Here is a 24,740-nt window from a genome sequence, read left to right as displayed (position 1 = left end):
GGCTTGAGGCGGGACGAGTTCACCCGGCCCGGCGGCCTCGCGCCGGGTCAGGCTTGAAAGTGATGGGCCAGGTCGGCTAGGGCTGCTTTGCCAATGCGCTTCGCAGCCGGGCCAGCTCGCGCCGTGCCTGCTCGAGTTCCGCGCGCAAGGGCTGCACGGCCTGCTCGATCTCGGCTTCGGTGAAGCGCGGCGTGATGTGCTGCGGGCAGTTCCAGTCGTAGCCTTCGACCGTGATGACGAAGGCCCGCTCGACCTCGGCCCGGTACTGCGGCAGCTTGAGCCTGGCCAGCAATGCGGGATCCTCGGCTTCATTCACCAGCCGCACGCGGCCCAGGATCTTCAGGCGACGCTGGTTCGCGTAGTCCATCAGCAGCAGGGACACGCGGTCGTTGCCCTCCAGGTTGCCAACGCTGATGTACTGCAGGTTGCCTCGGAAGTCGGCATAGGCCAGCGTCTTGGCGTCCAGCACCTTCAGAAAGCCGGCCGGGCCGCCCCGGAACTGCACATAGGGCCAGCCGGTTTCGCTCACGGTGGCCTGGTAGAAGCCGTCACGCCCGTGGATGAACTCGGCTTCGCGCTCGGTCAGCTCGTCACGGCGGTCCTCGGCCTGGTCCAGTCGGGCATAGGACGCTCGGCTGCCCATGCGGCGCTGCATGGCACGCACGGTGGGCGTGAAAGCAATGTCTGAATAGGCTCGGCTCATGATTCGGTCCGGTGTTCGTTGACATCGCTGCCAGCGATGCAGCGAGTGACCGAACTATGGTCGAGTGCGACCGAAACCAGAATGGCCGCTGGGCCGAATGCACTGTTTCGGCGAGTGGAACAACGGCGGGCGTCAGGGGACAGCGGCGTGCTTGAGCCGAGCAGCGCTGGTGCGGGCGGCTCCAGGGCAGGGCAGGGTACGAACTTCAGCCACTGCCGAGCGAGAAGAAGTCTGCCGCTGCAAGTTTCCGCACAGCGGCCTGCACAAGCTTTCGATGGCACCCCGCGCTGGAGGTGCGTAAGGTCATGCGCTCATCCACAAGGAAATGGCATGCACGACTTTGAACTCATCAGCAACATTCTTTGCCCCTACACCCAGCGGGCAGCGATCCAGCTCGCAGAGAAAGGACTGGAACCCAGGCGAACCTACATCGACCTCGCCGACAAGCCGGACTGGTTCATCCGGCTGTCGCCGCTGGGCAAGGTGCCGGTGCTGCGGGTGGGCGACACGGCCGTGTTCGAGACCGCCGTCATCTGCGAGTACATCGAAGAGGCCGCTGTCGACCGGGTTCCCCTGTGGCCCGCTGACGCCCTGGATCGGGCTCGCCACCGCGCATGGGCCGAGTTCGCCTCAGCCGTGATCGGCGACGTGTTCGGCTTCTACATGGCGCCGGACGAGGCCTCCTTCGAACGCAAACGAACGGAGCTCGCCGAACGCTTTGCGCGGCTGGAGAGACAGCTGTCCAGCGGCGGACCGTACTTTGACGGTGCTCGCTTCGGCCTGGTAGACGCCGCGTTCGCGCCGATCTTCCGGCTGCTGGATACCTTCGACCAACTGGCGGACTTCCGCCTCCTTCAAGGGCTTCCGGCGACGGCCGCCTATCGATTCAATCTGGCGGTGAGGCCGAGCGTGCGCGCAGCCGTCGTGCCCGACTACGGGCAGGTCTTCCTGCGCTATCTGGCCGGACGTGGCTCCCATATGGCTCACCTCGTGGCGGCGGCCGTTGAGAGGCGCTCAGTCGAGGCCTGACATCAGCCGGGAAGATCGCGCGATCTCCTCAGCCAGCGCCGCGCTCGCGCGGCGCATGCGCGGCACGCGAGCGACGTCCTCGTGCATCAGCAGCCACAGCGGCTGCGCCAGTTCGTCCAGCGGTGGGCCAAGGCGAACGAGCTCTGGAATCGAGCCCCCGACGAAGCACGGCAGGACGGCACAGCCGATGCCCGCGCGCGCCGCCTGCGCGGCGCCCAGCAAGGTGTTCGCGCGGAACCGCACGTCGTCGTCGGCGACGTTGCGCGCCAGCCAGGCTCCGGGCGCGCTGCAGGCCAGACCAGCGTCAAAGCCGATCCATGGCAGGTGATTGGGCGATGCCGAGTCGTCGCTCGCCTTTGTCAAAAGACGCGGCGCATAGACGGCCATAGCAACGGTGCCGACCTCACGCCCGCGCAGGGTCTCCTGCGGCGCCCGGGTCACGCGTAGCGCTATGTCTGCCTCGCGCCTCGCCAGCGACACCACATCGTTGGACACATGAAGCTCAAGCTGCAGTCCGTCGTGTGTTCGGCATACGGCGGCCAGCACCGGGGGCAGCAGGTACTCGGAAACCGCATCGGGAGCCGTGACGCGCACCGGCCCATCGTGACCATCGTCCCGCCCACGAATGCGGCGCTCCACATCGGCCACCTCATCTCGGATGCGCAGAGCCAGCGCCCGGATTTCGTCTCCCGCCTCCGTCGGCCGAAGCCCACCTGGCGTGCGCTCGAACAGCCGTGTTCCGAGACGCTGCTCCATCAAATGCAGCCGGCGAGACAGCGTGGGATGGCTCACATGCAACGTGGCGGCAGCGCCGGACAAAGTGCCGCACTCCGCGATGGCAAGTGCGACACGCAGGTCATCCCAGTCGAAAGCAGAGGTGCGGCTCATGCCGGCCATTGTCGCTGCGCGCGTCAAGAAGCCGGCGGCACGACGCCGGCAAGGTGTGCTGCGCTCAACAGGTCATGGAGGAATAGGCGAGCGTGTTGCCTGGCGGACCGCTAAGGCTGCCGGCACGCCTTCCAGTCATATTCTTTGGTTTACATAATGCACATTGTCGACAATTTCAAGATGCCGGCGAGGCACTGTCAGGCATACGCCACCCAGCCCAGAGCCGCCCTACGACTGCTACGCCCAGACAGCGGGAGCCGGATTCACAGCGCAAGGAAGGCGATCGCTGCCAGGGCCGTCGGCACGAGGGCGCCTAGCAGCAGCTCCATGGCGCCGATGGACTCGTCGGCAAAGCCACGCTTGAGCAGCGCCACGCCCGCCGGATTGGGCGCATTGGCGATGACCGTCAGGCCACCGCCGGCCACGGCACCAGCGACCAGCGCGTGCTTGGCCTCCACCGGAATGCCGGCGATGAGCGAGCCGAGGTAGGTCAGCGCTGCATTGTCGGTGATGGCGGTGAGGCCGATGGCGCCGAAGAACAGGGCCAGCGGCTCCAGGCTGGAGACGATGGGCTGCAGCCACCAGGCCTGCATGCCGCCCAGCACCACGAGCCCGGCCAGGAAAAAGGCCACCAGCAGCGCCTCTTTCAGGATCAGCGGGCTCTGGTAGCGCTCATAGGCCTGGCTGAAGCCCAGAAACATCAGAAACAGGCCCAGAAAGGCCACCGGATGATGGGCCAGCACCACCACGCCCGCGAGCAGCAGCACATGCACCAGGGCCACGGCCAGCGGCACCGGCGCAGGCACGCTGGCGCCCTCCTCCAGCGCGTCTGCGCGAATCTCTTGCAGGTGCTTGCGCATCACCCAGGTCGCCAGCGTGGCGTTGAGCAGCACGGCCAGCACGGCCTTCCAGCCGAAGTGGGCCAGCATGTAGGCGCTGTCCCATTGCCAGGTCGCGGCCACCATCAGCACGGGCGGCGCCGCATAGGCCGTCAGGGTGCCACCGATGGACACGTTGACGAAGAGCACGCCCAGCGCGAAGTACTTCGGCCGCTCGGGCACCTCGGACCGGAACACCACCGGCGCCAGCATCAGGGCCGCCAGCGTCATGGCGGCGGGCTCGGTGACCAGGGATCCCAAGAGCGGCACCACCGCCAGGCCCAGCCAGGTGCTGGAGACGGCGCCTGGGAGCGGGATCAGCCGGGACACGAAGGCGATCGCCCGCTGTACGAGGTCGATCACCGGCCGCGAGGCAGCCACCACCATCACGACGAAGACGAACAGCGGCTCGGTGTAGTTGCGGGACTCGGCGTAGTGCAAGGCGCTGACGCCATCCTTCAGCACGGCGAGCGCCAGGATCAGCACCAGGGCCCAGAAGCCGAAGACCACCTCCACCTCGCCCAGCAGATGAAACAGGCCGGCGTGCTGCGGGTAGCGATGGGACAGCCGCTCGAACTGCTTGGCGGCAAAGGTGTGGGCCAGGGCCAGGACGAACAGGGCCAGGGCGACGTAGGAGATGAGGGTGTCGGTGTGCATGGTCGTGGAAACTCCGCGCGGCGGCCCGACCTGCGCTCAACCTGCCAGGCCGCAAGACCTGACACCCAAGGCAGGAATTTACCATTGCCACCGCCCTCCCCGCACCGCGCAAGCGACAGGTCGGCCCGCCCTCGCCAGCAGGGGCGTTCCCGCGAGCCCGCGGGAAAGGGCCGTGCAAGAGGCTGCCTTTAGCATTCCTCAAGGCTCGGCGCTTGCACATCGCCTAAAGTGCCGCCATCCGCGTTTTCCCTTCCGGTGCTGCGGCCCTGCACATGGCCTGCGGCGGCCCGGAGCATGGGGCATGCCCTGCCCATCCACTGACCAAGAGGACCTTTGATGAAGAAGTATTCCCTGAACCTGCTGCTGCTCGCCGCGGGTCTGGCCTGTTTCGGCGCGCAGGCGCAGGAGCGCATCCGCATCGGTTTCATGAGCCCGACCACGGGCCCGCAGGCCGGCAACGGCACGGACAACCGCGATGGCGCGCTGCTGGCCATCAAGGAGCTCAATGCCAAGGGGATAAAGGTGGGCGGCAAGGCCGTGCAGTTCGATCTCGACGTGAACGACGACACCGCGGATCCGCGCCAGGGCGTGCAGGTGGCGCAGCAACTGGTCGACAAGAAGATCAAGTTCGTCCTGGGGCCCTACAACTCGGGCGTCACCATGCCCACCTCCCGGATCTTCGCCGAAGGCGGCGTGCTGGTGCTGACGGTGGCCTCCAATCCGCGCATCACCACGCAGGGCCATGCCCGCCTGTTCCGCATCGGCGCGACCGACAACCAGCTCGGCGCCAAGATGGCCGTGTACGCGGCCCAGGACCTGAAGATCAAGACCGTGGCCGTCATCGACGATCGCACGGCCTACGGCCTGGGCGTGGCACAGGAGTTCGTGGACCAGGCCAGCAAGCTCGGCATCAAGGTGGTCGCCAAGGAATTCACCAACGACAAGGCCAGCGACTTCAACACCATCCTCACCTCGGTGAAGGCGGCCAAGCCGGACGCCGTCTTCTACGGTGGCTACTCGGCCCAGGCCGGCCCCATGCTGCGCCAAATGCGCTCGCTGGGCATTGCCACGCCGCTGCTGGGTGGTGACGGCATCTGCTCGTCGGAGACGGCCACGCTGTCCCAGCTCAACACCGAGCTGAACGTGTACTGCACGCAGGGTGGCTCCATCATCGACCGCAGCGATAAGGGCAAGAAGTTCGTCGAGCGCTATCGCGCCGAGTTCAAGCGCGATCCGCTGACCTACGCCGCCGCCTTCTATGACGGCGCCAACCTGCTCGCATCGGCCATCGAGGCCACGCAGTCCACCGACCCGGGCAAGCTCAGCGAGCACCTCGCGAAGTCCAGCTACATGGGCGTGGCCGGCGAATATGCCTATGACGCGAAGCATGACCTGAAACAGTCGGCGGTCACGGTCTTCACCTTCAAGGGCAAGGACGTCGTGGCGCTGAAGAGCCTCTGAGGCCCATCGCCGATCCAGCGCCCCACTCCGCCGCAGCCCTCTCTCATCTCCTCGTGCTGCGGCGGAGTCGACAGGCGTCAGCGCACGCGCAAGGTGTGCGTCCAGGCGTGGTCGCTGGCGGAGACCATCCAGTTGTAGCTGTCTTCCGAATTGCCTTCGCCGGGCCACGGGTTCATGTAGAGCACGTAGTAGCCGCCGTTCCAGACTTCATAGCCGGTCCCGACCATGATGTGCCCGCCACCGGAGCTCCAGCCGAAGCGGATCATGAAGGGCTTGTTGTAGTTGATGTCTGAAACGATGGCGTTCCAGGACGAGGCATAGGCATAGGCATTGGTGCCGATGCCCCAGTTGGCCAGCACGCCCTGGGCACTGCCACCCGAGCCGTACAGTGCATTGGGCTGGTTGGCGTAGCTGCTCCAGTTGAAGGTGCCGTTGCCGCAGGCGTAGTTGATGCCGAAGGCCCAGTTGACGATGCTGCACTGGCTCGGGGGCGTCTTGTAGTAGCTGATGATGGCCTTGCTGGAGGCCGACCAGCACCACTGGCTGTGCTCCTGGATGGTCTGGGGCACGTTCAGCGCCTTGTACTGGGCGAAGGCCAGGGGCATGAGCAGGCTGAGACCCAGGCCGGCCAGCGTCTTCTTCAGATTCGCGTTCATGCGATCTCCATTCGATTCTTTGGGGAAGGTTCGTCGGTGTGCTGGCGGCTCAGCGCAGCGTGTCCAGGTTCTTGCTCACGGCCGTGCGCAGCGGATCGAGCAGCTGCGGCGCTTCCACCAGGCCAGCGTTGGCCTCGCCTGAACCCGCGGCCAGGCCATGGCGCAGCAGGGCGGCGCGGGCAGACTGCAGCGTCGCGTAGCGGGCCCTGCCATCCTTGCCGGACACCACCTCCAGCAGGTCCGACTGAGCCTGGTAGACGCGGATGAAACGCAGATTGCTGCCGTCGGCATTGCCATGGACCTGGCGCAGCGCATCCAGCTCACGGGCCAACCCCGCCCCGCCGAAGGAGACGGCCTGCCAGCGCCCTTCCGCCTTCTGCACGGTCACCAGACCGACCGGCCGCTCTCCGACTTGCACGACGAAGCGCCAGCTGCCCGTCGGCGTTGCCATGGCGCTGAGGTCAGTGCGACCGGCGGCCAGTTCCTGCGGGCTGACCGTGTGCATCTCGAAGCCTGCGCCGATCCGGGCCTGCGACAGCTCCTGGACATCGGACACCTCCAGCGCCATGTGGCTCGGGGACAGGCCGGCGTAGTACTGCTGCTTGCGCTGCTGGTATTCGCCCAGGCCGCGCTGGGCTGCCATCAGCGCCTGGTTGCGGTCGGACTGGCGTTGAGCGATGTTGCCTCGCTCGCCGCCGGCGGGTACGGCGGAGGCCGGCAGTGCGGCCAGCGTCAAGGCGCACAGCAGCGCGCCTGGCAGGACCAATGCTTTCTTCTTGAACATGATGTCTCCTTCGGTTGCGATGGGTACTGCTTGGGTCCCGCCGGCAGGCAGCCTGTACGGCCCGCCCGGCGGTTCGTGGAAGACCGCCCTTCTCCTGGCGGCGCTTCGACGTGCTGTGCAGTGGCATCTCTATTGCTGGACGCTCACTTGCATCGTTACTCATTCAGCGGCGATATGCGTGCGACGGCGCGCTGCGCCATGGCGGATCGGCAGGCGCCAAGGCGCGGCCTGCCCGCCCGGGAGCGGATCCAGTCGATGTCTGCGGGTGATGTGCCTGCGCTGCAGTCAGGCGATGGGGGTCAGGCGCAGCCGGTCACGCGGCGCCATCGCTGATGGCGTCTCCGAGGTGGCAGGACAGGCAAGACCTGACCCCGGACCGCATCCGGTCCATGGGCTGCCCGCGCCAGCCTGGCCCACTGGGAAATGGACACAGGTCGAGGCGCACGGGCGGGGAGGGTCGAAAGGAGCGGGAGGGCTGCCGACGACATATCAGACACTCCGGACAGGGGTTTGCATCACAAAGCCTGCACAGGCTGCGGAGCGATCAGCCCCGGTCTGGCCTGTGAAGACTTCGCGCCGCTCCCGCTGTCCTTGGTACCTGAGAGATTCGCGGGAGGCGCTGCCTTCCGCTTGCTCCTTCGGTGGGATCACCGGCCATGGGCATGTCCGCGTGATCCACTCTCCAGTGTCGGCTGATTGCGAGTCCAGTACGGGGCCTGAGCGTGTATGGGAGATTGCGCCTTCGGCGTCCCGTGAGGCTTTTGGCCAGCACGGTCACTCTCCTGGATTCGCAGCGCGATATTGCCAACAGTCATAGCTCTGTCATTAGGGAGCTTTCCCGCAGGTAGATTCCCCTAGACGATGGCAAGGCAGCACACTGCCCTCAGCGTGCCAGAGCCTTGTTGAGTTCTTCCAGATGCTCCGCGCGCAGCTGTCCGGTGGCCTCGCGCAGCCTGAGCTGGCCCATCAGCAGCGCATAGCGTGCCTTGGCCAGGTCGCGCTGGGTCTCGTAGCGCTGGGCCTCGGCATTGAGCACATCCAGGCTCAGCCGCACGCCGGCCCTGTAGCCACGTTGGGTGGCCTCCAGCGACTGCTGGCTGGAGATGGCGGCTGTTTCCAGCGCGCTGAGCTGCGCACGGGCCGATTGCATCTGGAAGTAGGCACGCTCGGTGGCTTCAGCGACGGAGTGCCGCGTTGCCTCCAACTCGTCCTCCGCCTTGCTCTCCAGGATCAGGGTCTCCCGGAGGCGGTTGTCGATGGCATGCCCCGCGAAGATGGGCAGGTTCAGCTCCACGCCAATACTGGCCTGGCGCGTGGAACCGGCAAGGCCCTGGGCCTGAGCGGCAGCGCCTGTCTGACGGCTGTAGCCGAGCGAGGACACCAGCTCCACGGTAGGCAGGGAGCCTGCGCGGGCCCGCTCGGTGCCGGCCCTGGCGGCAGCCAGCGTCAAGTGAGCACGCTTCAGGATTGGATGCTCGGCCTCATCGGCGGCCCACGATGCCAGCTCGCGCTGTTCGAGTTCGGGCAGCACCACAGGCTGGGCCAGCGGTGCCGGGCTGAGCCCGGGACGCCCTGCCAACCTGGCCAAGGCCAGGCGAGCGATGCGCAGCTCGTTCTCCGCGGCCTGCTCCTGGGCCGCAGCCAGGTCAAAGCGCGCCTGGGCGTCGCGCACATCGGTGATGATGCCGGTGCCGGCCTTGTACTGGAGCTGGGCTGCGTTGAGCTGCCCATGGATGGACTCCTTGCTCCCCTGGGTTGCCGTAAGAACGTCCTGAGCCGAGAGCACGTCGAAGTAGGCCCTAGCCACCTGGACGATGAAGGCCTGCTGCGTCAGCTCGTAGTCCCGCTGTGCCAACTGCTCCTCGATGCCTGAGCGCCTCAGGTCCGCCGTGTGCTGGCGGTTGAACAGCGCCTGGCGCAGCACCAGGTTCGCCGTCGTGGTGGTGCCGTAAAGCGGAGCACTATCGGACGCGACCTCGCCGGAGGGGAGGCTCTGCCGCCTGCGTGTGCTGCTTCCTTCAAGGCTGATGGCGGGCAGGAACAGCGCCCGGGTCTGCGCAGCGCGCGGCAGGGCCGCATCGCGCTGGCGCTGGGCGGCCCGCAGACCGGCGTCCTGCTTGTAGGCCGCATCGAAGACCTGGACCAGGTCCTCCGCATGGACCTGGCCGCAAGCTGCCGATACGGCAAGCACCAGAGCGAGGTGCGTGCGCCTCGCGAGAAATGGCTTCAAAAGCATAGAGCTGGCGATTGTGTTGAGTTGCTATTCGTAGCGCAGGGCTTCGATGGGTGCGAGACCGGCCGCGTTGCTGGCTGGGATGATGCCGAACACCATGCCGACGAAGCCTGAGAAGCCACAGGCCCCCGCCACAGCCCACCAGGGCACGGTGGGATCGGGGAAGTTGGGAATCAGCTTGGCAATGCCAAAGCCCAGGCCGTAGCCGGCGGCCACGCCGATCAGGCCGCCCAGCATCGCCAGTACCACGGCTTCCATAAGGAACTGCATCAGGATGAAGTGCCGTGGCGCACCCAGGGCCTTGACGATGCCGATCTCCCGGGTCCGCTCGGTGACGGACACCAGCATGATGTTCATGATGCCCACGCCCCCGACCAGCAGCGAGATGCTCACCACCCCCGCGACCACCAGCGTCACGATGGTGGTGATCTCCTTGAAGGATTTGGCCAGCGAATCGGCCGACTCCACGATGAAGTCATCCGCCTGCCCCTGCTTGAGCTGGTGAGCGCGGCGCAACAGGCTGCTCACGCGTGCCTTGACGGCGCCCGCCTGGTCCATGTCCGTCACTGTGAAGGTGATGGACAGGTCGGGCTGGTCCGTCACGCCAGTGACGGACAGTGCCGTGTGGTAGGGCATCAGCAGGTAGTTGTCCTGGCTGACGCCGAACATCTCGCCGCGCGGCTCCATCAGCCCGACGACCTTGAACCACTCGTTGCCGATCTGGATGTAGTGGCCCGACGGGTCGGCCGGGAGCTTCAGGTCACGCCGTAGCCGCTCGCCCAGCACCACGACGCGCCGTCGCGTGTCGTCGTCGCTGTCGGTCAGGAAGCGGCCGTAGCGCGGGTAGGACTGCTGGACGTCCTGGTAGCGGCTCGTGGTCCCCAGCATGACACCGGTGCCCACATTGGGGCCGTTGCGGATCTCGACGTTGCCGCCACCGCCCGCGACGATGGGGGTGATGTGCCGGATGCCGTCCACGCCGTGCTTGATCTGGTCCAGGTCGGTCAGGCGCAAGCGATTGATCTTGCCGCGCAGCTCGTCCTCCAGCGGCGTCTCTGCGCGCACGGTCAGGGCGTTGCCCCCAAGGCTCTGGAACTGGCGCGAGATCGAGCTGGACAGCCCCTGCACCAGGGCCACCACGGCGATGACAGACGCCACGCCGATGATGATGCCCAACATGGTCAGGAAGCTGCGAAGGCCGTGGGCCCGGATGCTGGCCAGGGCGGAGCGCATGGCCTCTTGCAAGGCATAGAGCCCGACCCGCTGATCGCTGCCCTCCTCGCCCGTGAAGTCGTCCAAGGCCGCCGGGGCCTCGGTCTGGCTTGCTGTGTTCATGAGGTGCTCATCTCCGGGCTAACGACTTCGGGGGCGGGGCTGGCCATGGGCCGGCGTGAATCCTGGTCAATGCGGCCATCGCGCAGGCGCACCACGCGCTGGCATCGCGCCGCGATCTCAGGTTCATGGGTGACGATGACCACCGTCAGGCCGCCGGCATGCAGCTCGGCCAGCAGCGACATGATCTCGTCGCTGGTCCTGCTGTCCAGGTTGCCGGTGGGTTCGTCGGCCAGCAGCAGGTGCGGCCGGCCGACCAGGGCACGGGCGATAGCCACCCGCTGGCGCTGGCCGCCGGACATCTCGTTGGGCTTGTGGTCCACGCGATGGCCAAGGCCGACGCGCTCCAGGCAAGCCCGGGCGGCGGCCTCGCGCTGGGCCGGGGCGATGCCGCGGTAGACCAGCGGCTGCGCCACATTGGCCAGGGCCGTCTGCCGCGGTAGCAGGTGAAAGCTCTGAAAGATGAAGCCGATGCGTCGGTTGCGGACCCGCGCCAGCTGGTCTTCGCCGAGCTTGGCGACGTCCTCGCCGACCAGTCGGTAGCTGCCCTGCGTGGGCGTGTCCAGGCAGCCCATGATGTTCATCAGCGTGGATTTCCCCGATCCGGAGGCGCCGGTCAGCGCCACCAGTTCGCCGCGGTCGATGTGGAGGTCGACCCCCTGAAGGATGGGAAAGCTCGCGTCACCGAGGAAGTAGGTCTTGTGGATGTCTCTGAGTTCGATCACGACGGTGTCTCTTGGCTCAAGGCCGGCTGGTCAGGACGGCTTGCCGCCTTTTTGGTGACTGTCACGGGCCTCGGCACGGTCCTGGCTGCGCACCGCCTCGCCGTCGGACAGGAAGCGCAGGGTCTTCGCCGGACCGGTGATCACGGTCTCGCCGGTCTTCAGTCCGCGGGTGACTTCGATGAAGGTGTCATCGGCCAGGCCAATCTCCACGGGACGGCGCACGGCGCGGCGATTGTCCATGACGAAGACGAAGGCGCGGGTCTTGTCGTCGCGTCCTTCGCTGGATTCATAGTGGACGGCCTGAACCGGAACACCGGGATTCTTGGCCTCGCCGCTTTGGCTCACGGCGATCTCGGCCCGGCAGCTCATGCCTGGATGGAAGGGCAGGCCCTCGTTCTCCAGCTTGACCCGCACGGGGTAGCTGCGGCTCTGGCCCGGGTTCTGCTTGGGGGCCATGGCGACCTGCTCCACACGACCACGGAAGGCGCGGTCGGGAAAGGCGGCGGGAACAATGCGAACCCCCTGCCCCTTGGACAGCCGAGCCACATCGGTCTCGTCGACGTTGATCTCGGCAAAGGTGCTGCTCGTATCGGCAATGGTCATCAGGGTCGAGCCTGCGATGCTGACGGCCGCCGGCACCGCCGTCTCGCCGGGCTTGATGCTGACCAGGGTCACCTTGCCGTCGATGGGCGCGTGGATCTCCGTCTTGGCCAGGCGGTCCTGGGCCTGACGCAGCTGCGCCTGCGCTTGCTTGACCGTCTCCCGGCCGGTGCGCAGCTCGACGGCGGCCAGGTCCACCTGGGCCTGCATTTCGTCGTACTTCGTCGGCTCGACGAGATCATGGCGGCGCAGCTCGGCATAGCGCTTGGCACGCACCGTCAGGGCTTCCAGGTTCACGCGCTGGCGTTCCACCTGCAGCTCCGACTGGCGCAGACTGGCTTGCAGCTGCAAGGTCTCCGCGCGAGGGGACTCGTCCTCCAGTCGGATCAGCAGCTGCCCCTTGCGCACCGCGTCCCCTTCCTTGACCAGCACCTCGTTGACGCGGGCGATGATCTCAGGCACCAGGGTGACCTGACTCTCGTAGACCAGGGTGCCCGAGGCCAGGATGGACGGCGACGGCGCACGCAGCACCACCTTCTCGGTCTCGACGTCCTTGACTTGCTTGCCGCGCGCCAGCTTCACGCCGACCGGCACGACCAGGACCAGGGCGATCGCGGCAGCGGCCGCCCATTTCTTGCTTTTGCTCATGTTATGCGCGCACCAGGATGATCAGGGCCCAAACACCGTAGTAGACCGACCACGGGACCATGGAGAAAGCCACGGAAAAGGCCATGGACCGGCCGCTCCAGGCCTTCACCCCGATTGCGCTCAGCCACCAGACCCAGGGATGGAGGATGGTCAGGGTCGACAGCCAGCCATGCCAGGGGCTGTTGCGCTGGACATGGAAGAGCAGCTCGTTGAGCGACAGCACGTTGAGCTCCTCCTGAGCCACCTGCCCGTTCGGATGCATCAGCATGAAGCCCATGGAGACCAGCAGGATCAGGAGCAGCGGGAGTGCGCTCCAGCAGCTCAGGGCCATCCAGTGCCTGAAGGAGCGCTCGATATTGGCCATGCGGCCGGCCAGAAGGAAGTAGCTGCTCTCCAAAAGCCTGGCCACGGTCAGACCGATGAGCACGGCTGCCGTCGAGGTGCCGATGACGACGCCGCGGGACAACAAGGGGGAGGACTCCGCGTCGCTGCCCGACTGGCTGGCCGGGCGCAGGATGTTGTCGTTGAGCCAGTTGAAGTCGACCATCTGGAAGTAGCCGAAGAGGCCGACTGCGGAGCCCAGCACCAGCAGCAGCAGGGGGAACCAGAAGCGGGGGCGCTCCCCCAGCGCGTTGAAGGCGGCCTGCGGCTCGAGCAGGATTTGACTGGCAATTTGTAGATTGTTCATGATCTGCCTTGTTAATTGATTTGTAAGAACGGGGCGCAGGCGATCACGGACCGGCCAAGCCAGGCCCGGAATTCTCGCGGCGCGATTGTGCCGTTGTCAGATGACCATGTTGAGTGTGGACGGTCTGCTGGCGGGCGCGGCGCTCCGGTCGCTCAGCCACCAATCGGCCAGCGCCTTGACATGAGGGGCGCGCAGGATGGTCATGTGGTTGCCCGGACCGTCCCATTGGCTCAGCTGCGGCAGCAACTGGCGCCAGCCCTGCGCCATGGCCGCGGCCTTGCGCGCCACCTCCTGAGCCGGCAGCCGCGAATCTGGAACCAGGACCAGACGCGCCGGCACCGTGCAGCTGGGGCCCGGCTGATAGACGGTACGCAGCGCCGCGCCGAAGGTCCGCAGCGGTCCCTGCAACAGCTGCGGACGCGCCCGTGCCGGCAGCAGGCCCACCCGGACCGCCGCCTGGAACACTTGCTGGAGCCGGCCGGCGTCGTCAAGAGACGCCAGCGCAGCGCTGCTGAGCCCCAGGGAGCGCTCGGCGACCAGCTCCAGGCTTTCGATGAACTGCTCCATCACCTCCAGCGGGGTGTACTCACGGCCGAGCGTGCCCTGCGTCCCCGGGGCCTCGCTGTCGATCAGGGTCAGGGATGCCGCAGGCCGGTTGGCCGCCTGCAGCAGGCCGGCGATATGGAAGGCGACCCAGCCGCCAAAGGAATGACCGAGCAGATGCACGGGCCCGTTGCCCTGTACGGACTCGATGGCACTCATGCACTGGGCCGCCGCGGCTTCGACGCTGGCATGCGGGACCATCAGGCCGTCAACACCACGCGGCTGCAAGCCGTGCACCGACCAGTCCGGCCCCAAGGCGCCTGCCAGCGCTGCGAAGCCGGTGATGCTGTCTCCGGCGCCCGGAATGCAGAAGAGCGGCGCATGCCTGTTGAGCGGGCTCTGTCGCCCGGACTGGATGACGATATGGGGCTGGTAGTCCAGTTCTGGCGCACGGGGGCGGCCAGTCTCGGGCTTGGCCTGCAAGACCATCAGCTGGGCGGCCAATGCGCGCACAGTGGCCCGCGCGCCAAGGCCTGGCCCCTGCTGTGCCAGCTGAAGCCCTGGCAGGCTGCCGCTCCAGCCGGCCTGCTCGCCAGGGGCGAACAGGTGGACCGAGAGCGCCGCGGCCGGCATGGGCAGGTCCGCGGCGAGGTCCGGCTGCGGCCCGAGCAGGCCGATGAACTCGACCTCCTGGTCCTGACCCAGCAGCTGCAGCGCGATCTCGTAGGCCAGGATGCCGAAGGCGCCAACGCCAGCGAGCCGATAGGGCCCGTTCGGCTGAATGCGCCGGATGGTGCGCAACATGCTGGCGGCCTGCCCCTCGCGCGTGGCGGCATGGCGGCCGGCATGGCGTCCCAGCAGGTAGACGGGCATGGCGCCCGACAGGTACTTGTTGAGATCCTGCAGGTCGATCTGGCCTGTACTCCGGCCCTGTGCAACGAACAACGGCGTCTGCCTCCCACCCTGTCGAAGCGGCACAAAGCCAGCCCGCAGGGAATCGTCGCTCAATAGGTGAGCGGCGATGGCCTCGCCCTCTTTGTTCACCATGTCGTGTTCTCCCAATTGAAGATGTGGCCCTCGGGATCACTCCGAGGCACGCAGCTTGTACTTGCGGACGATGCCCTTGTCGTCGAGGATGACTGTCAGCTCGCGCCGGGTGCCCGTCATCTCCATCACGTCGGAGATTTCGCCGACCACAGGGATCAGGCCGACCAGCAACGGAACGCCTGGCTTGTCGACGTACACCCAGGCTTCCCAGCCGCTGTCAAAGCGCACCTTGTCGCCCTCCCCCATGGCCTGCACCAGTTCGGCTCGGCTTGTCTTGTTCACGACCAGCACCTGCTCCGGCGCCTTGCGGGCGGCAGCCTGGCCGCCGCCGAGATCCGCCGTCGCGCAGCCCTGCAGACCGGTCAGGGCCAGCAAGGAGGCCAGTGCGAGCGCCTGCCAGGGGCCGCGCAGGCGGCCTTGCGCCGCCAGGTCTTGGGTGCCAGCGTCCCTCATTTGCGAACCTCCGCGCTGAGCTGCTGGACCGCCGAGATCACGGTATCGGGCCTGTCCTTCTGGATGTAATGCCCCGAGTCAGCAATGAGCTCCGCCCCGCGGCGGGCGCCCGTCATGGACACCCAGTCCTGGCGCAGGCCCTGAAGCATGCGCTCGTAGCTGCCCCGCTCCTCCATCTTGAACTTGCCGCTCACCAGCAGGCGCACAGGCTGGCGCAGCGGCTGTCGGGTGTTGATGCGCTGCAGGCAGTCGGTCTGCTGGTCGAACTCACGCCGGTCGGCGCTGCTGAAGGCGATGGCCCGCACACCCTTGATCAGCAGGGCGGCGCCGGGCGCCTCGGCCTGCACCGTTTCCCAGTGACGCGGATGGGTGGGGTCCAGGAGCACCAGCCCTGCGACGTCCTCCGGATACATCTTGGCAAAGACATACTGGTAGAGCCCCCCCAGGGAGTGGCCGACGAGGATGTACGGCGGCGGCACACCGGCGTCCTGGAGCAGGCGGCGCTCCTCGCTGGCAATGGTGCAGGGGTCCCTGGAGGCATCGGTCGAGGGCGTGTCGGCCCGGCCCGGGCGGTCGAAGGCAATCACCAAGTGCTGCTGGGACAGCCCGGGGATCACGCTCTTCCAGGCGCTCTTGTCGTCTTGCAGGCCGGCCTGCAGCACCACGGCCGGCAGACGGCTGCCTGCACGGAGATAGCTGCGCTCGGTGAAGACCCGTCCCTTGCTGCTGTCCAGGCCGGCGTCCGAGGACTCCGGCCGCGTGGGCTCGGAGGCGCAGCCGGCCAAGCCTGCCAGGGCCGCAAGGGCGATGGCTGAGCATAGTTGCGCGCCCAAGCCGCGCCGGGACCGGGCTGAAGGGGCAGGTAGGACGGCAGCGTCGCCGGCCATGAACAGGAGGGAGTTGGATGCTTGCTTCATGGATTGGATTTCAAAAAAAGTGCTTGTAGGGGTGTTGGCCGCACCTGGCTCAAGGCAGCGGCTCCAGGTATTCGAAGACCACTTGCGTGTCGTCCGGCCAGGCGCTGTCGTGCAAGGGCAAGCGAACCACCCGGTCGCGAAGATGCGGCCAGTCCAGCAGCGGCAGGCGGCTGGCCGGCGCACCCATGCCGTAGAGCGACTCCTGGGTCAGCAGCACGCGGCGTCGGCTGCCGGACACCAGCGTCACCTCGAACACCGGCCGGTCGGCGAAGATCGGGTAGAAGGCCTGGGACATCTCGCAGGCCCTGCCCGGGTTTGATGCCATCAGGGCCTGATTGGCGCGGCTGGGCGGCACCACCATCAGGCCCGCGTTCAGGTCCACCCGGCACTGCAGGCGCAGATCGCCCAGTCGCCTCACATGGGCGGGCAGACCGGGTGTGCGCACCACGGGGCGCCAGGCGAAGCTGCCCTCGGGCTGATTGGACTGCAGCATGGCGCCCGGTCCGTTGAGGTCGGGGCGCACGGGCACTTTGAAGGAGCCGTCCGCCTCCAGCGTCAGCGGCGTCCGCGCCCCTCCGGAAACGATGGCCAGCGTCGGCCGGACCGCCCCGGCCTCCTGCCGGCGTGGATACAGCTGGAAGCTCAGGGAGGCATTGGGCGCCAGAGCCCGGTGTGCGGCGAAAGCCTCGATGCCCTTGAGCACCCCGGCATAGGAGCGCTGGTCCAGCGGGGCCGCAGCCGGCGAATCAGCGGCCATGACGGAGCCCCCGGCCATCAGACAGGCCGCGACGGCGATGAAATGCAATGAATTGATCTTTCTCATGGGACCTTCAGGATGATGCGATGACCGTCTCGCGGGACTGGACGTCACTGTGCAGGGCTGCCTGCAGTGCCGCACTCAGTTCGTCGATGACGGGAGTTTTCATAATGGATTGGTGGCTTGCCTTGAAACGGACGATGCTAAGGCGACTTCCCAGCAGCTGGTCCCAGCCCAGCGCCTGGACTTGCAACGATTCGCTTGCGGCGAACAGGTGCACCCGCAGGTCCAGCGCCTGGGCCTGGTAGGCCTCGATAGCCTCCACGAAGGCGTTCTGCGTGCAGAGCCGGCGCCTGAAGCCCGCGAGATCCGTGGAAGGCGGCAGCCCTTCATCCTCGACCAGCTTGGCCAGCACTGCGTCCATGCTGTCCAGCTTGGCCAAGCGCTTGACTTCCCTGGCCGGCATGCCGAGGTCGTGCTGCAGCATCACGAGCAGGAAGGCCCACTCACGCCGCTCCAGGGGGTGCTGGCCAGCGCCCAGCCACTGGCGCTGCGCGTCCACGATGGCATGGGCCCGGTAGAGCGTGTCGATCAGGCCGAGGAAGGACACCGTCTCCCCTTGCACCATCAGCTGCCGGGCCACCTCGTAGGCCACCTGGCCGCCCGCCGACCAGGCGGCCAGCCGGTAAGGCCCCTGCGCCTGCACACTGCGCAGGGCCCGGATGTAGTGGCGCGCCATGTCCTCAATCGTGCGCAGCGGCTGCTCGCCCTCGCGCAGGCCCGGCGCCGGCAGGGCGTAGACGGGCAGGTCCGGGTCGAGTCGGCGGGCCAGCTCGACAGCGTAGTCGCCTGTGCAGTCCAGGGCATGCATCACGAACAGCGGCCGCTGGCTGCCCTGGGCACGGACGGCGGTCAGCGCCGCGACCATCGGCTGGCGGTTCTCCATGTGCCGGGCCAACGCCTCCAGCGTCGGATGCAGATAGAGCTCAGCCAGCGGCAACTCGACATCCAACTCCCCCCGGATCCTGGCCATCAGCTGCACGGCCAGCAGCGAGTGGCCGCCCAGCTCGAAGAAGTGGCTGTCACGGCCGACCTGATCCAGCTCCAGCAGATCAGCCCAGATCCTGGCCAGGGCCAGCTCCATGGCACCCTGGGGAGGCTGGAGCGCGCTGGCGCCCTCGGCCCCCGGGGCCGGCAGTGCACGCCGGTCGATCTTGCCGTTCGGCGTGAGCGGGAAGGCCTCCAGGCGAACGAAGGCGCTGGGCACCATGTAGTGCGGCAGTGCGGCCGCTGCATGCTGCCTCAGCGCGGCGGTTTCCGCCTCCGCCTCGGCAGGGCTGCCGTGGGCGGTGTAGTAGGCCAGCAGTCGCAAGGCGCCCATGCTGTCTGCACGGGCGGTGACGCAGACCTCGCGTACCGCGCCGTGCCCGGCCAGCCGGGCCTCGACCTCGCCCAGTTCGACGCGGAAGCCGCGCACCTTGACCTGCTGGTCATTGCGACCGAGGAACTCGATGGTCCCGTCCGGAAGCCAGCGGCCGAGGTCACCGCTGCGGTACATGCGACCACCGGGGCAGAAGGGATCGTCCAGGAAGCGCTCCGCCGTCAGGTCCTCTCGATGGAGGTAGCCTCGCGCCACGCCGATCCCTCCGATATAGATCTCCCCGGTGGCGCCCGCCGGCACCAGGCGTCGCTGGGCATCCAGGAGGTAGACGCTGACATTGGCAATGGGACGGCCAATGGGCACCGCACTGCCCATCGGCACCTGGGGAAGGCAGTGATGCGTGGTGGCGCACACCGTCGTCTCCGTGGGGCCGTAGGCATTGATCAGCCTGAGCCGAGCGGCCCAGGCCTGGGCCGCCTTGGGCGCGATGGCCTCGCCCGCGACGATCAGGGTGTGGGCTGCAAAGGGCATGCCCGCCTCCTCGCAGGCGGCGAGCGCCGAGGGCGGCAGCGTCACATGGCTGACCGCAAGGCGCTGCAGCGTGCCCAGCAGCGCCCGGCCCGGCATCATCTCCTCAGGATCGGCAAGGCACAGCGTGGCACCGCTGGCCAGCGCGAGGGCCAGCTCGGAGATGCTGGCGTCGAAGCTGGGCGAGGCGAACTGAAGCAGGCGGCTGTCGCTGCGGACACCGAAGGCCTCGGCCTGGGCGTCCACCAGATTGCTCAGCCCGAGATGCTCGTTCATCACGCCCTTGGGCTGCCCGGTGGAACCCGAGGTGTAGATGAGGTAGGCCAGATGGTGCATCTGCAGGCCGATCTCTTCCCGGCTCAGGTTGGCCTCGGATTCGGCGCTCCAGCCCGCGGCATCGGCCTGCAGGTCGATCACGGGCTGCTGCCAGCCTGCAGCCTCCAGTGTCTGCAGGGCGGCCTCACCCTGGCACAGCAGCACCATGGGCCGGCTGTCCTCCAGCATGTAGCGCAGCCGGTCGGCGGGATAGGCAGGATCCAGCGGCAGGTACGCCGCCCCCGTCTTCCAGATGGCCAGTTGGGCCAGCACCAGTTCCGGGCTGCGGCCGGCACAGACGCCCACGAAGCGATCAGGACCCGCGCCCAGGGCGCGCAGGTGTCGGGCCAGCTGGTTGGCGCGCGCATTGAGTTCCCCGTAGCTCAGCCGCAGCTCGCCATGGACCACCGCCTCGGACCGCGGCCGCGCCTGTGCCTGCCGCTCGAAGCGCTCGTGCAGGCACAGCGCTGGTACGTCCTGCGCCGCGCGCCCGACGCCGCCCTGCGCCAGCAGCCACGCGCGCTCCTGCTCGGGCAGGATGTCCAGCGACTGCACCGCCATTGAAGGCGACAATTCCAGCGCCTGCGTCAGCGCCAAGAGCGAGTGCTCCAGCAGGGCCGCCACGCGGCCGGCGTCGATGGGAGAGAGCGCCTGCACCGTGACGGCCAGGGCATCGCCGAGGTCGTCGACGGAAACGCCCAGCGGGTAGTTGCTGCGCTCCTCGCCACCGAAGTCTTCGATGTCCCAGTCGAAGCCATCCGCCTCGCTACTCCGTTCGGCCGGCGCATGCCGGTAGTTGAGCAGCGAGGTGAACAGCGGCGCCAGCGTCCCCACCCGGCTGCAACGCTGCGCCAGGGCCAGGGAAGCATGCTCGTGATGCAGCAGCCGGGCGAGATCCCGGTGAACCTTGCGCAGGCTGTGCACCAGGGCCCCATCGTCGACGCTCACGCGCAGCGGCAGGGTGTTGATGAACAAGCCCAGCGCGCGGTCCGCCTGCTCACCGCCCTGCATGCGTCCGAACAGGACGGTGCCGAAGACCACGTCGCGCCGCCCGGTCACGCGGGCCAGCACCAGCGCCCAGGCCAGGTGCATCATGCTGGCCGTGCCCACGCCCAGTCGCCGGGCCTGCTGGCGCACGGCCGTGGCCAGGGCGTTCGGCAGCAGGCGGCGGTGTTCGTCGATCTGGCTGCCATCGCCCTGGACATCCAGCACGTCGAAGGGGGCGGTGGGCTCGTCGATGTCACCCAGCATGCGGGTGAAGAACTCTTCGTGAGCCTGCCGGCTGCTGCCCAGCCGCGCCTGCGCGACGAAGTTGCGGAAGGGCACAGGGGCCTGCAGCTCATCCGCCCTGCCCTGTTCGATCAGGAAGGCCTCGCGGGTCAGCAGCTCAACCGTGGTGTGGTCGATCACCAGGTGATGCGCCAGCAGCATCAGCAGCCAGCGGCCGCTGGCCGGGTCCTCGGCGGCATGCGCACGCAGCAGGGGTGCCCTTGCCACATCGATACGGTGCAGTCGGGGATCGAAGCGTGCGCGCAGCTGCTGCTCACCGGGACCGGCGCCAGCGTCCAGGGTTTCGATCTCCAGATTCAGCGGGGCCTGGCGCCGCACGACCTGCACCGCCTGCTCAAGGCCCTGCCAGGCTATGCCGGTGCGCAGGATGTCATGGCGTGCAATCACCTGCTGCAAGGCAGCGAGGAACTGGTCCAGGCGCTGGCGGTCGGGGAAGCCCAGCACCGTGGGCAGCAGATAGGGATCGCCCTGCTGATGCATCAGGTGATGGAACAGGATGCCTTCCTGCAGCGGGGCCAGCGGGTAGATGTCCTGCACATTGGCCGCACCACCTTCGACATCGGCCAGCACGCGATCGATGGCGGCCTGGTCGAGTGCAACCAGGCTCAGCATCTCTGGCGTGATCGCCGTGGCGCCGTCGGGGATCAGGTTCGGGGGCACCTGCACCTGGCTGCTTTCTCGACCGACGAGCCGCGCCAGATCCGCCAGCGACGCCGCCGTGAGCAGTGCCCGCACTTCGGCGTGCAGGCCCTCGCGGCGCATGCGCTCGATCAGCGTGACGGCCATCAGAGAATGGCCACCCAGCTCGAAGAAGTTGTCGTGGCGGCTGACGCGATCCAGTTGCAGCAGTTCAGCCCAGATGGCCGCCAGGGCAATCTCGGTCTCGCCTTGCGGTGCTTCATAGGCGGCCCTCAGCAGGGCGTCTGCGTCCGGCGCGGGCAGCGCCTTGCGGTCCAGCTTGCCATTGGCATTCAGCGGCAGTTCGGGCAGGCGCACATAGGCGGAAGGCACCATATAGGCGGGCAAGGTGCTGGCAGCATGGGCCTGCAGCTGCCCGGCCTCGGCCTCGCCGGTGTAGTAGGCCACCAGACGCTGTTGCCCGGGTTCGTCCTCACGCGCCAGCACCACCACCTCGGGCACCAGCTCGGCCAGACAGGCCTCGATCTCGCCCAGCTCGATGCGCAGCCCTCGGATCTTCACCTGGAAGTCATTGCGACCGAGATACTCGATGCTGCCGTCCTCCAGCCAGCGGCCGAGGTCCCCGGTCTTGTACATCCTGGCACCGGGGCGGTCCTCGAAGGGATCGGCGATGAAGCGGTCCTCGGTGAGCTCGGGCCGGTTCAGATAGCCGCGCCCGACCTGCACGCCGCCGATGTGGATCTCGCCCGCCACGCCCAAGGGCTGCGGCCGCAAGGCAGCGTCCAGGATGTAGAGCCGCGTATTGGCGATGGGCCTGCCAATGGGCACGAAGGCGCGGGCGTCATCGGCCCTGCAGCTCCAGGCGCTGACGTCAACGGCCGCCTCGGTCGGGCCATAGAGGTTGTGCAGCCCGGCGCTCGGCCAGTGTGACAGCGCACGGCGGGCCAGCCCCGCAGGCAGGGCCTCACCGCTGCACACCACATGACGAAGGCGCCTGCCCTGCCCGGGCTCGGCATGATCCAGGAAGACCTGGAGCATGGAGGGCACGAAGTGCAGCGTTGTCACGCCGGCGTCATCGATCAGCTCGGCAAGGTACAGGGGATCCTTGTGGCCCTCAGGGCGTGCCAGCTCCAGTCGGGCTCCCACCATCAGCGGCCAGAAGAACTCCCACACCGAGACGTCGAAGCTGAACGGCGTCTTCTGCAGGACCACGTCTGTGGCGTCCAGCGCATAGGCCTGCTGCATCCACAAGAGCCGGTTGACGACGGCGCGGTGGGTGTTCATCGCGCCCTTGGGCCTGCCGGTTGAACCGGAGGTGAAGATGACGTAGGCCAGATGGTCGGAGCCCGGTGCCGTCGGCAATGGATCCTCCGCCGAGGCCTGCGCCCACTGCACCGCATCGCGCTGCAGATGCAGACACAGGGCCGGGATTGCCGTGGCACCGGCCTGGCTCAGCGCTTCCTCGCCCGCATCGTCCATCAGCATCACCACGGGCGTGGCATCTTCCAGCATGTGCCGCAGCCGCTCTGGCGGATGCGTGGGATCGAAGGGAACATAGGCCGCACCGGCCTTGAGCACGGCGTACAGGGCCACGACCAGGTCGATGCTGCGCTGGGCGCAAACACCGACGCGATCGTCAGGCGCCAGGCCGGCGGCGCTCAGGTGATGGGCCAGCCGGTTGGCGCGTGCATTCAGCTGGGCATAGCTCAGCACCTCGCCATCCATGCTCAGGGCCGGCGCATCGGGTGTGCGTTTCACCTGGGCCTCGAAGCCATGGTGCAGGCAGCGTTCACCCTCTTCATAGACGCGGTCCGTGGCGTTGAAGGCCCGCAGGACCTGCTCGCGCTCCGCCGCCGGCAAAGGTTCCAGGCAGGCCACAGGCAGCTCCGGACCGGTTTCCAGCGCCTGTGCAAGCACGGACAGCGCCTCCACCATGTGGGCGCAGACCCGCTGCGGCGCCAGGCCCTCACGGCACTGGGCGGTCAGGAGGAAGTCCTGTCCCAGGTCGTCCACGGCCAGGGTCAGCGGATAGTTGGTGCGCTCGGAAGCGCCCAGCAGCTCCATGCCCTCGTCCGCTGCGCCCTGCCCGTCTTCGGTCGGGGTCGGCTGCGGCAGCGGGCTGTGGCGATAGTTGAGCAAGGAGGTGAACAGCGGCGACTGCGCGTCAACGGCGCTGCAGCGCTGTGCCAGGGCCAGCGGCGCGTGCTCGTGGCGCAGCAGCTCCGCCAACATGGAATGGACCTCAGCCAGGCGCAGACCTGTTTCCAGCTCGTCGATGTCGATGCGCACAGGCAGGGTGTTGATGAACATGCCCAGCGTCCGGCTGGCCTGATCACCGCTGTGCATGCGCCCGAACAGCACTGTGCCGAAGACCACTTCGCGGCGGCCGGTACTTCGGGCCAGCACCAGGGCCCAGGCCAGGTGGACGAGGCTGGCGGCACTGACGCCATGCCGCCGGGCCTGCTCTCGAAGGCGGGCCGACAGGGGGGTGGCCAGGACCTCGCGATGCTCGGCAAGATCGAAGTCGGATGCGCCGGCCCTGCCCAGACCGAAGGGGGTGGTCGGCTCGTCAATGCCGCCCAGCATGCGCCGGAAGAAGGCCTCGTGCTCCGCCTGGCTCACGCCCAGGCGGGCCTGGGCCACGAAGTTGCGGAAGGGTGCCGGCGCCAGCAGCGCCTCCAGGCGGCCCTGCTCGATGATCTGAGCCTCCTCGACCAGCAGCTCCAGCGTCGTGTGATCGATCGCCAGGTGGTGGGCCAGCACCAGCAGCACCCAGCGGCCCTGCTCTGGGTCCTGGGCCGCATGGGCCTCCAGCAGCGGCGCGCGCCGCACGTCCAGACGGTAATGCCGCGGATCGAAGCGCTGCTGCAGCTGCTGCGCCACATCGCCCTGGGCCGGGTCCAGCTCGACGAAGTCCAGCGCCAGCCTCGCCTGGCGGCGCACCACCTGCACCGGCTGCTCCAGCCCTTCCCAGGCCATGCCCGTGCGAAGAATGTCATGACGGTCTATCACCTGCTGCAGCGCCCCCACGAAGCGCTCCAGGCGCTCGCGGCTGGCAAAGCCCAGCAGGCTGGGCAGCAGGTAGGGATCGCCCTCCTTCTCCATCAGGTGATGGAACAGGATGCCTTCCTGCAGCGGGGCCAGCGGGTAGATGTCCTGCACATTGGCCGCGCCGCCTTCCACGCCGGCCACGACGCTGTCAATGGCGGCCTGGTCCAGCTGCACCAGGGTCAGCATCGGCGGCGTGATGGCCGTCGCGCCCTCGGGGATCAGATTGGGCGGCACCACCACGTCCAGGCTTGCTCCTCCCACGGCCTCGGCCAGCTGGGCCAGCGTGGGCTGCAGGAACAGGGCCCGCACATCGGCGTGCAGGCCGGCCTGGCGCATGCGCTCGACCAGCGTGACCGCCATCAGCGAATGCCCGCCGAGCTCGAAGAAGTTGTCGTGGCGGCCCACGCGCTCCAGCTGCAGCAGCTCGGCCCAGATGGCCGCCAGTGCGGTCTCCACCTCGCCCTGCGGTGCCTCGTAGCCCCGCGCTGCATAGTCCGAATCGGCCGGCGCCGGCAGCGCCTTGCGGTCCACCTTGCC

17 protein-coding genes and 1 riboswitch are annotated in these 24,740 nt (G+C 67.8%); of the genes, 2 read left to right on the top strand and 15 right to left on the bottom strand.

The genetic code is table 11. From position 1 onward, the window contains the following. Window positions 1-76 precede the first annotated feature (76 nt). Window positions 77-703, bottom strand: coding sequence for a pyridoxamine 5'-phosphate oxidase family protein (locus tag O9Y01_RS17585; RefSeq protein ID WP_269632913.1), 627 nt, complete (start codon window positions 701-703; stop codon window positions 77-79). Between the two features lie 330 nt (window positions 704-1,033). Here O9Y01_RS17585 and O9Y01_RS17580 point away from each other — a divergent pair, with 330 nt between their 5' ends. Continuing rightward, window positions 1,034-1,732, top strand: coding sequence for a glutathione S-transferase family protein (locus O9Y01_RS17580; protein WP_269632912.1), 699 nt, complete (start codon window positions 1,034-1,036; stop codon window positions 1,730-1,732). On the opposite strand, the gene O9Y01_RS17575 is transcribed toward O9Y01_RS17580, so the two are convergent. Further along, on the bottom strand, window positions 1,718-2,620 hold the full coding sequence (locus O9Y01_RS17575) for a LysR family transcriptional regulator (RefSeq protein ID WP_269632911.1): 903 nt from the start codon (window positions 2,618-2,620) through the stop codon (window positions 1,718-1,720). The genes O9Y01_RS17580 and O9Y01_RS17575 overlap by 15 nt on opposite strands. Window positions 2,621-2,883: 263 nt before the next feature. Further along, window positions 2,884-4,155 (bottom strand): putative Na+/H+ antiporter, encoded by a 1,272-nt coding sequence (locus tag O9Y01_RS17570; RefSeq protein ID WP_269632910.1) that lies wholly within the window; start codon window positions 4,153-4,155, stop codon window positions 2,884-2,886. A gap of 336 nt (window positions 4,156-4,491) precedes the next feature. On the opposite strand from O9Y01_RS17570, the gene O9Y01_RS17565 reads away from it, so the two are divergent. Beyond that, the gene (locus O9Y01_RS17565; protein ID WP_269632909.1) at window positions 4,492-5,616 is read left to right on the top strand and encodes a branched-chain amino acid ABC transporter substrate-binding protein; all 1,125 of its coding nucleotides are present in this window, start codon (window positions 4,492-4,494) and stop codon (window positions 5,614-5,616) included. Window positions 5,617-5,693: 77 nt separating this feature from the next. Here O9Y01_RS17565 and O9Y01_RS17560 read toward each other — a convergent pair whose 3' ends face one another. The 12 genes from O9Y01_RS17560 to O9Y01_RS17505 form a co-directional block, all read right to left on the bottom strand. Next, window positions 5,694-6,272: a C39 family peptidase gene (locus tag O9Y01_RS17560; RefSeq protein WP_269632908.1), complete on the bottom strand. Its 579-nt coding sequence runs from the start codon at window positions 6,270-6,272 to the stop codon at window positions 5,694-5,696. A gap of 49 nt (window positions 6,273-6,321) precedes the next feature. After that, complete coding sequence (locus tag O9Y01_RS17555; protein ID WP_269632907.1) at window positions 6,322-7,056, bottom strand: hypothetical protein; 735 nt, start codon at window positions 7,054-7,056, stop codon at window positions 6,322-6,324. Window positions 7,057-7,631: 575 nt separating this feature from the next. Further along, window positions 7,632-7,752: riboswitch (glycine riboswitch) on the bottom strand. A 187-nt stretch (window positions 7,753-7,939) separates the two neighbouring features. Continuing rightward, the gene (locus O9Y01_RS17550; RefSeq protein ID WP_269632906.1) at window positions 7,940-9,247 is read right to left on the bottom strand and encodes a TolC family outer membrane protein; all 1,308 of its coding nucleotides are present in this window, start codon (window positions 9,245-9,247) and stop codon (window positions 7,940-7,942) included. A gap of 69 nt (window positions 9,248-9,316) precedes the next feature. Then, on the bottom strand, window positions 9,317-10,624 hold the full coding sequence (locus tag O9Y01_RS17545; RefSeq protein WP_269632905.1) for an ABC transporter permease: 1,308 nt from the start codon (window positions 10,622-10,624) through the stop codon (window positions 9,317-9,319). Then, window positions 10,621-11,346 carry an ABC transporter ATP-binding protein gene (locus O9Y01_RS17540; RefSeq protein ID WP_269632904.1) on the bottom strand — a complete coding sequence of 242 codons (726 nt, stop codon included), beginning with the start codon at window positions 11,344-11,346 and terminating at the stop codon, window positions 10,621-10,623. Before O9Y01_RS17540 ends, O9Y01_RS17545 begins: the two co-directional genes overlap by 4 nt. 30 nt (window positions 11,347-11,376) lie before the next feature. Next, window positions 11,377-12,594 (bottom strand): efflux RND transporter periplasmic adaptor subunit, encoded by a 1,218-nt coding sequence (locus O9Y01_RS17535; protein ID WP_269632903.1) that lies wholly within the window; start codon window positions 12,592-12,594, stop codon window positions 11,377-11,379. A gap of 1 nt (window position 12,595) precedes the next feature. Continuing rightward, window positions 12,596-13,282: a YIP1 family protein gene (locus O9Y01_RS17530; RefSeq protein WP_269632902.1), complete on the bottom strand. Its 687-nt coding sequence runs from the start codon at window positions 13,280-13,282 to the stop codon at window positions 12,596-12,598. 96 nt (window positions 13,283-13,378) lie between these two features. After that, entirely contained in the window at window positions 13,379-14,770 is a 1,392-nt protein-coding gene (locus tag O9Y01_RS17525) for a thioesterase domain-containing protein (protein WP_269632901.1), read from the bottom strand. 138 nt (window positions 14,771-14,908) lie between these two features. Then, on the bottom strand, window positions 14,909-15,325 hold the full coding sequence (locus tag O9Y01_RS17520; RefSeq protein WP_269632900.1) for a hypothetical protein: 417 nt from the start codon (window positions 15,323-15,325) through the stop codon (window positions 14,909-14,911). Further along, entirely contained in the window at window positions 15,322-16,110 is a 789-nt protein-coding gene (locus O9Y01_RS17515) for an alpha/beta fold hydrolase (protein WP_269632899.1), read from the bottom strand. The genes O9Y01_RS17520 and O9Y01_RS17515 overlap by 4 nt, the downstream gene beginning before the upstream one ends. 181 nt (window positions 16,111-16,291) lie before the next feature. Continuing rightward, on the bottom strand, window positions 16,292-17,065 hold the full coding sequence (locus O9Y01_RS17510; protein WP_269632898.1) for a hypothetical protein: 774 nt from the start codon (window positions 17,063-17,065) through the stop codon (window positions 16,292-16,294). A gap of 7 nt (window positions 17,066-17,072) precedes the next feature. Beyond that, on the bottom strand, window positions 17,073-24,740 hold a 7,668-nt coding region (locus tag O9Y01_RS17505; RefSeq protein ID WP_442952768.1), incomplete at its 5' end, for an amino acid adenylation domain-containing protein.

The organism is Pelomonas sp. BJYL3 (genome assembly GCF_027257975.1).
In the GTDB taxonomy this organism is placed as follows: Bacteria; Pseudomonadota; Gammaproteobacteria; order Burkholderiales; family Burkholderiaceae_C; genus Roseateles_B; species Roseateles_B flavus.
This window is presented reverse-complemented; position numbering and strand designations above follow the sequence as displayed.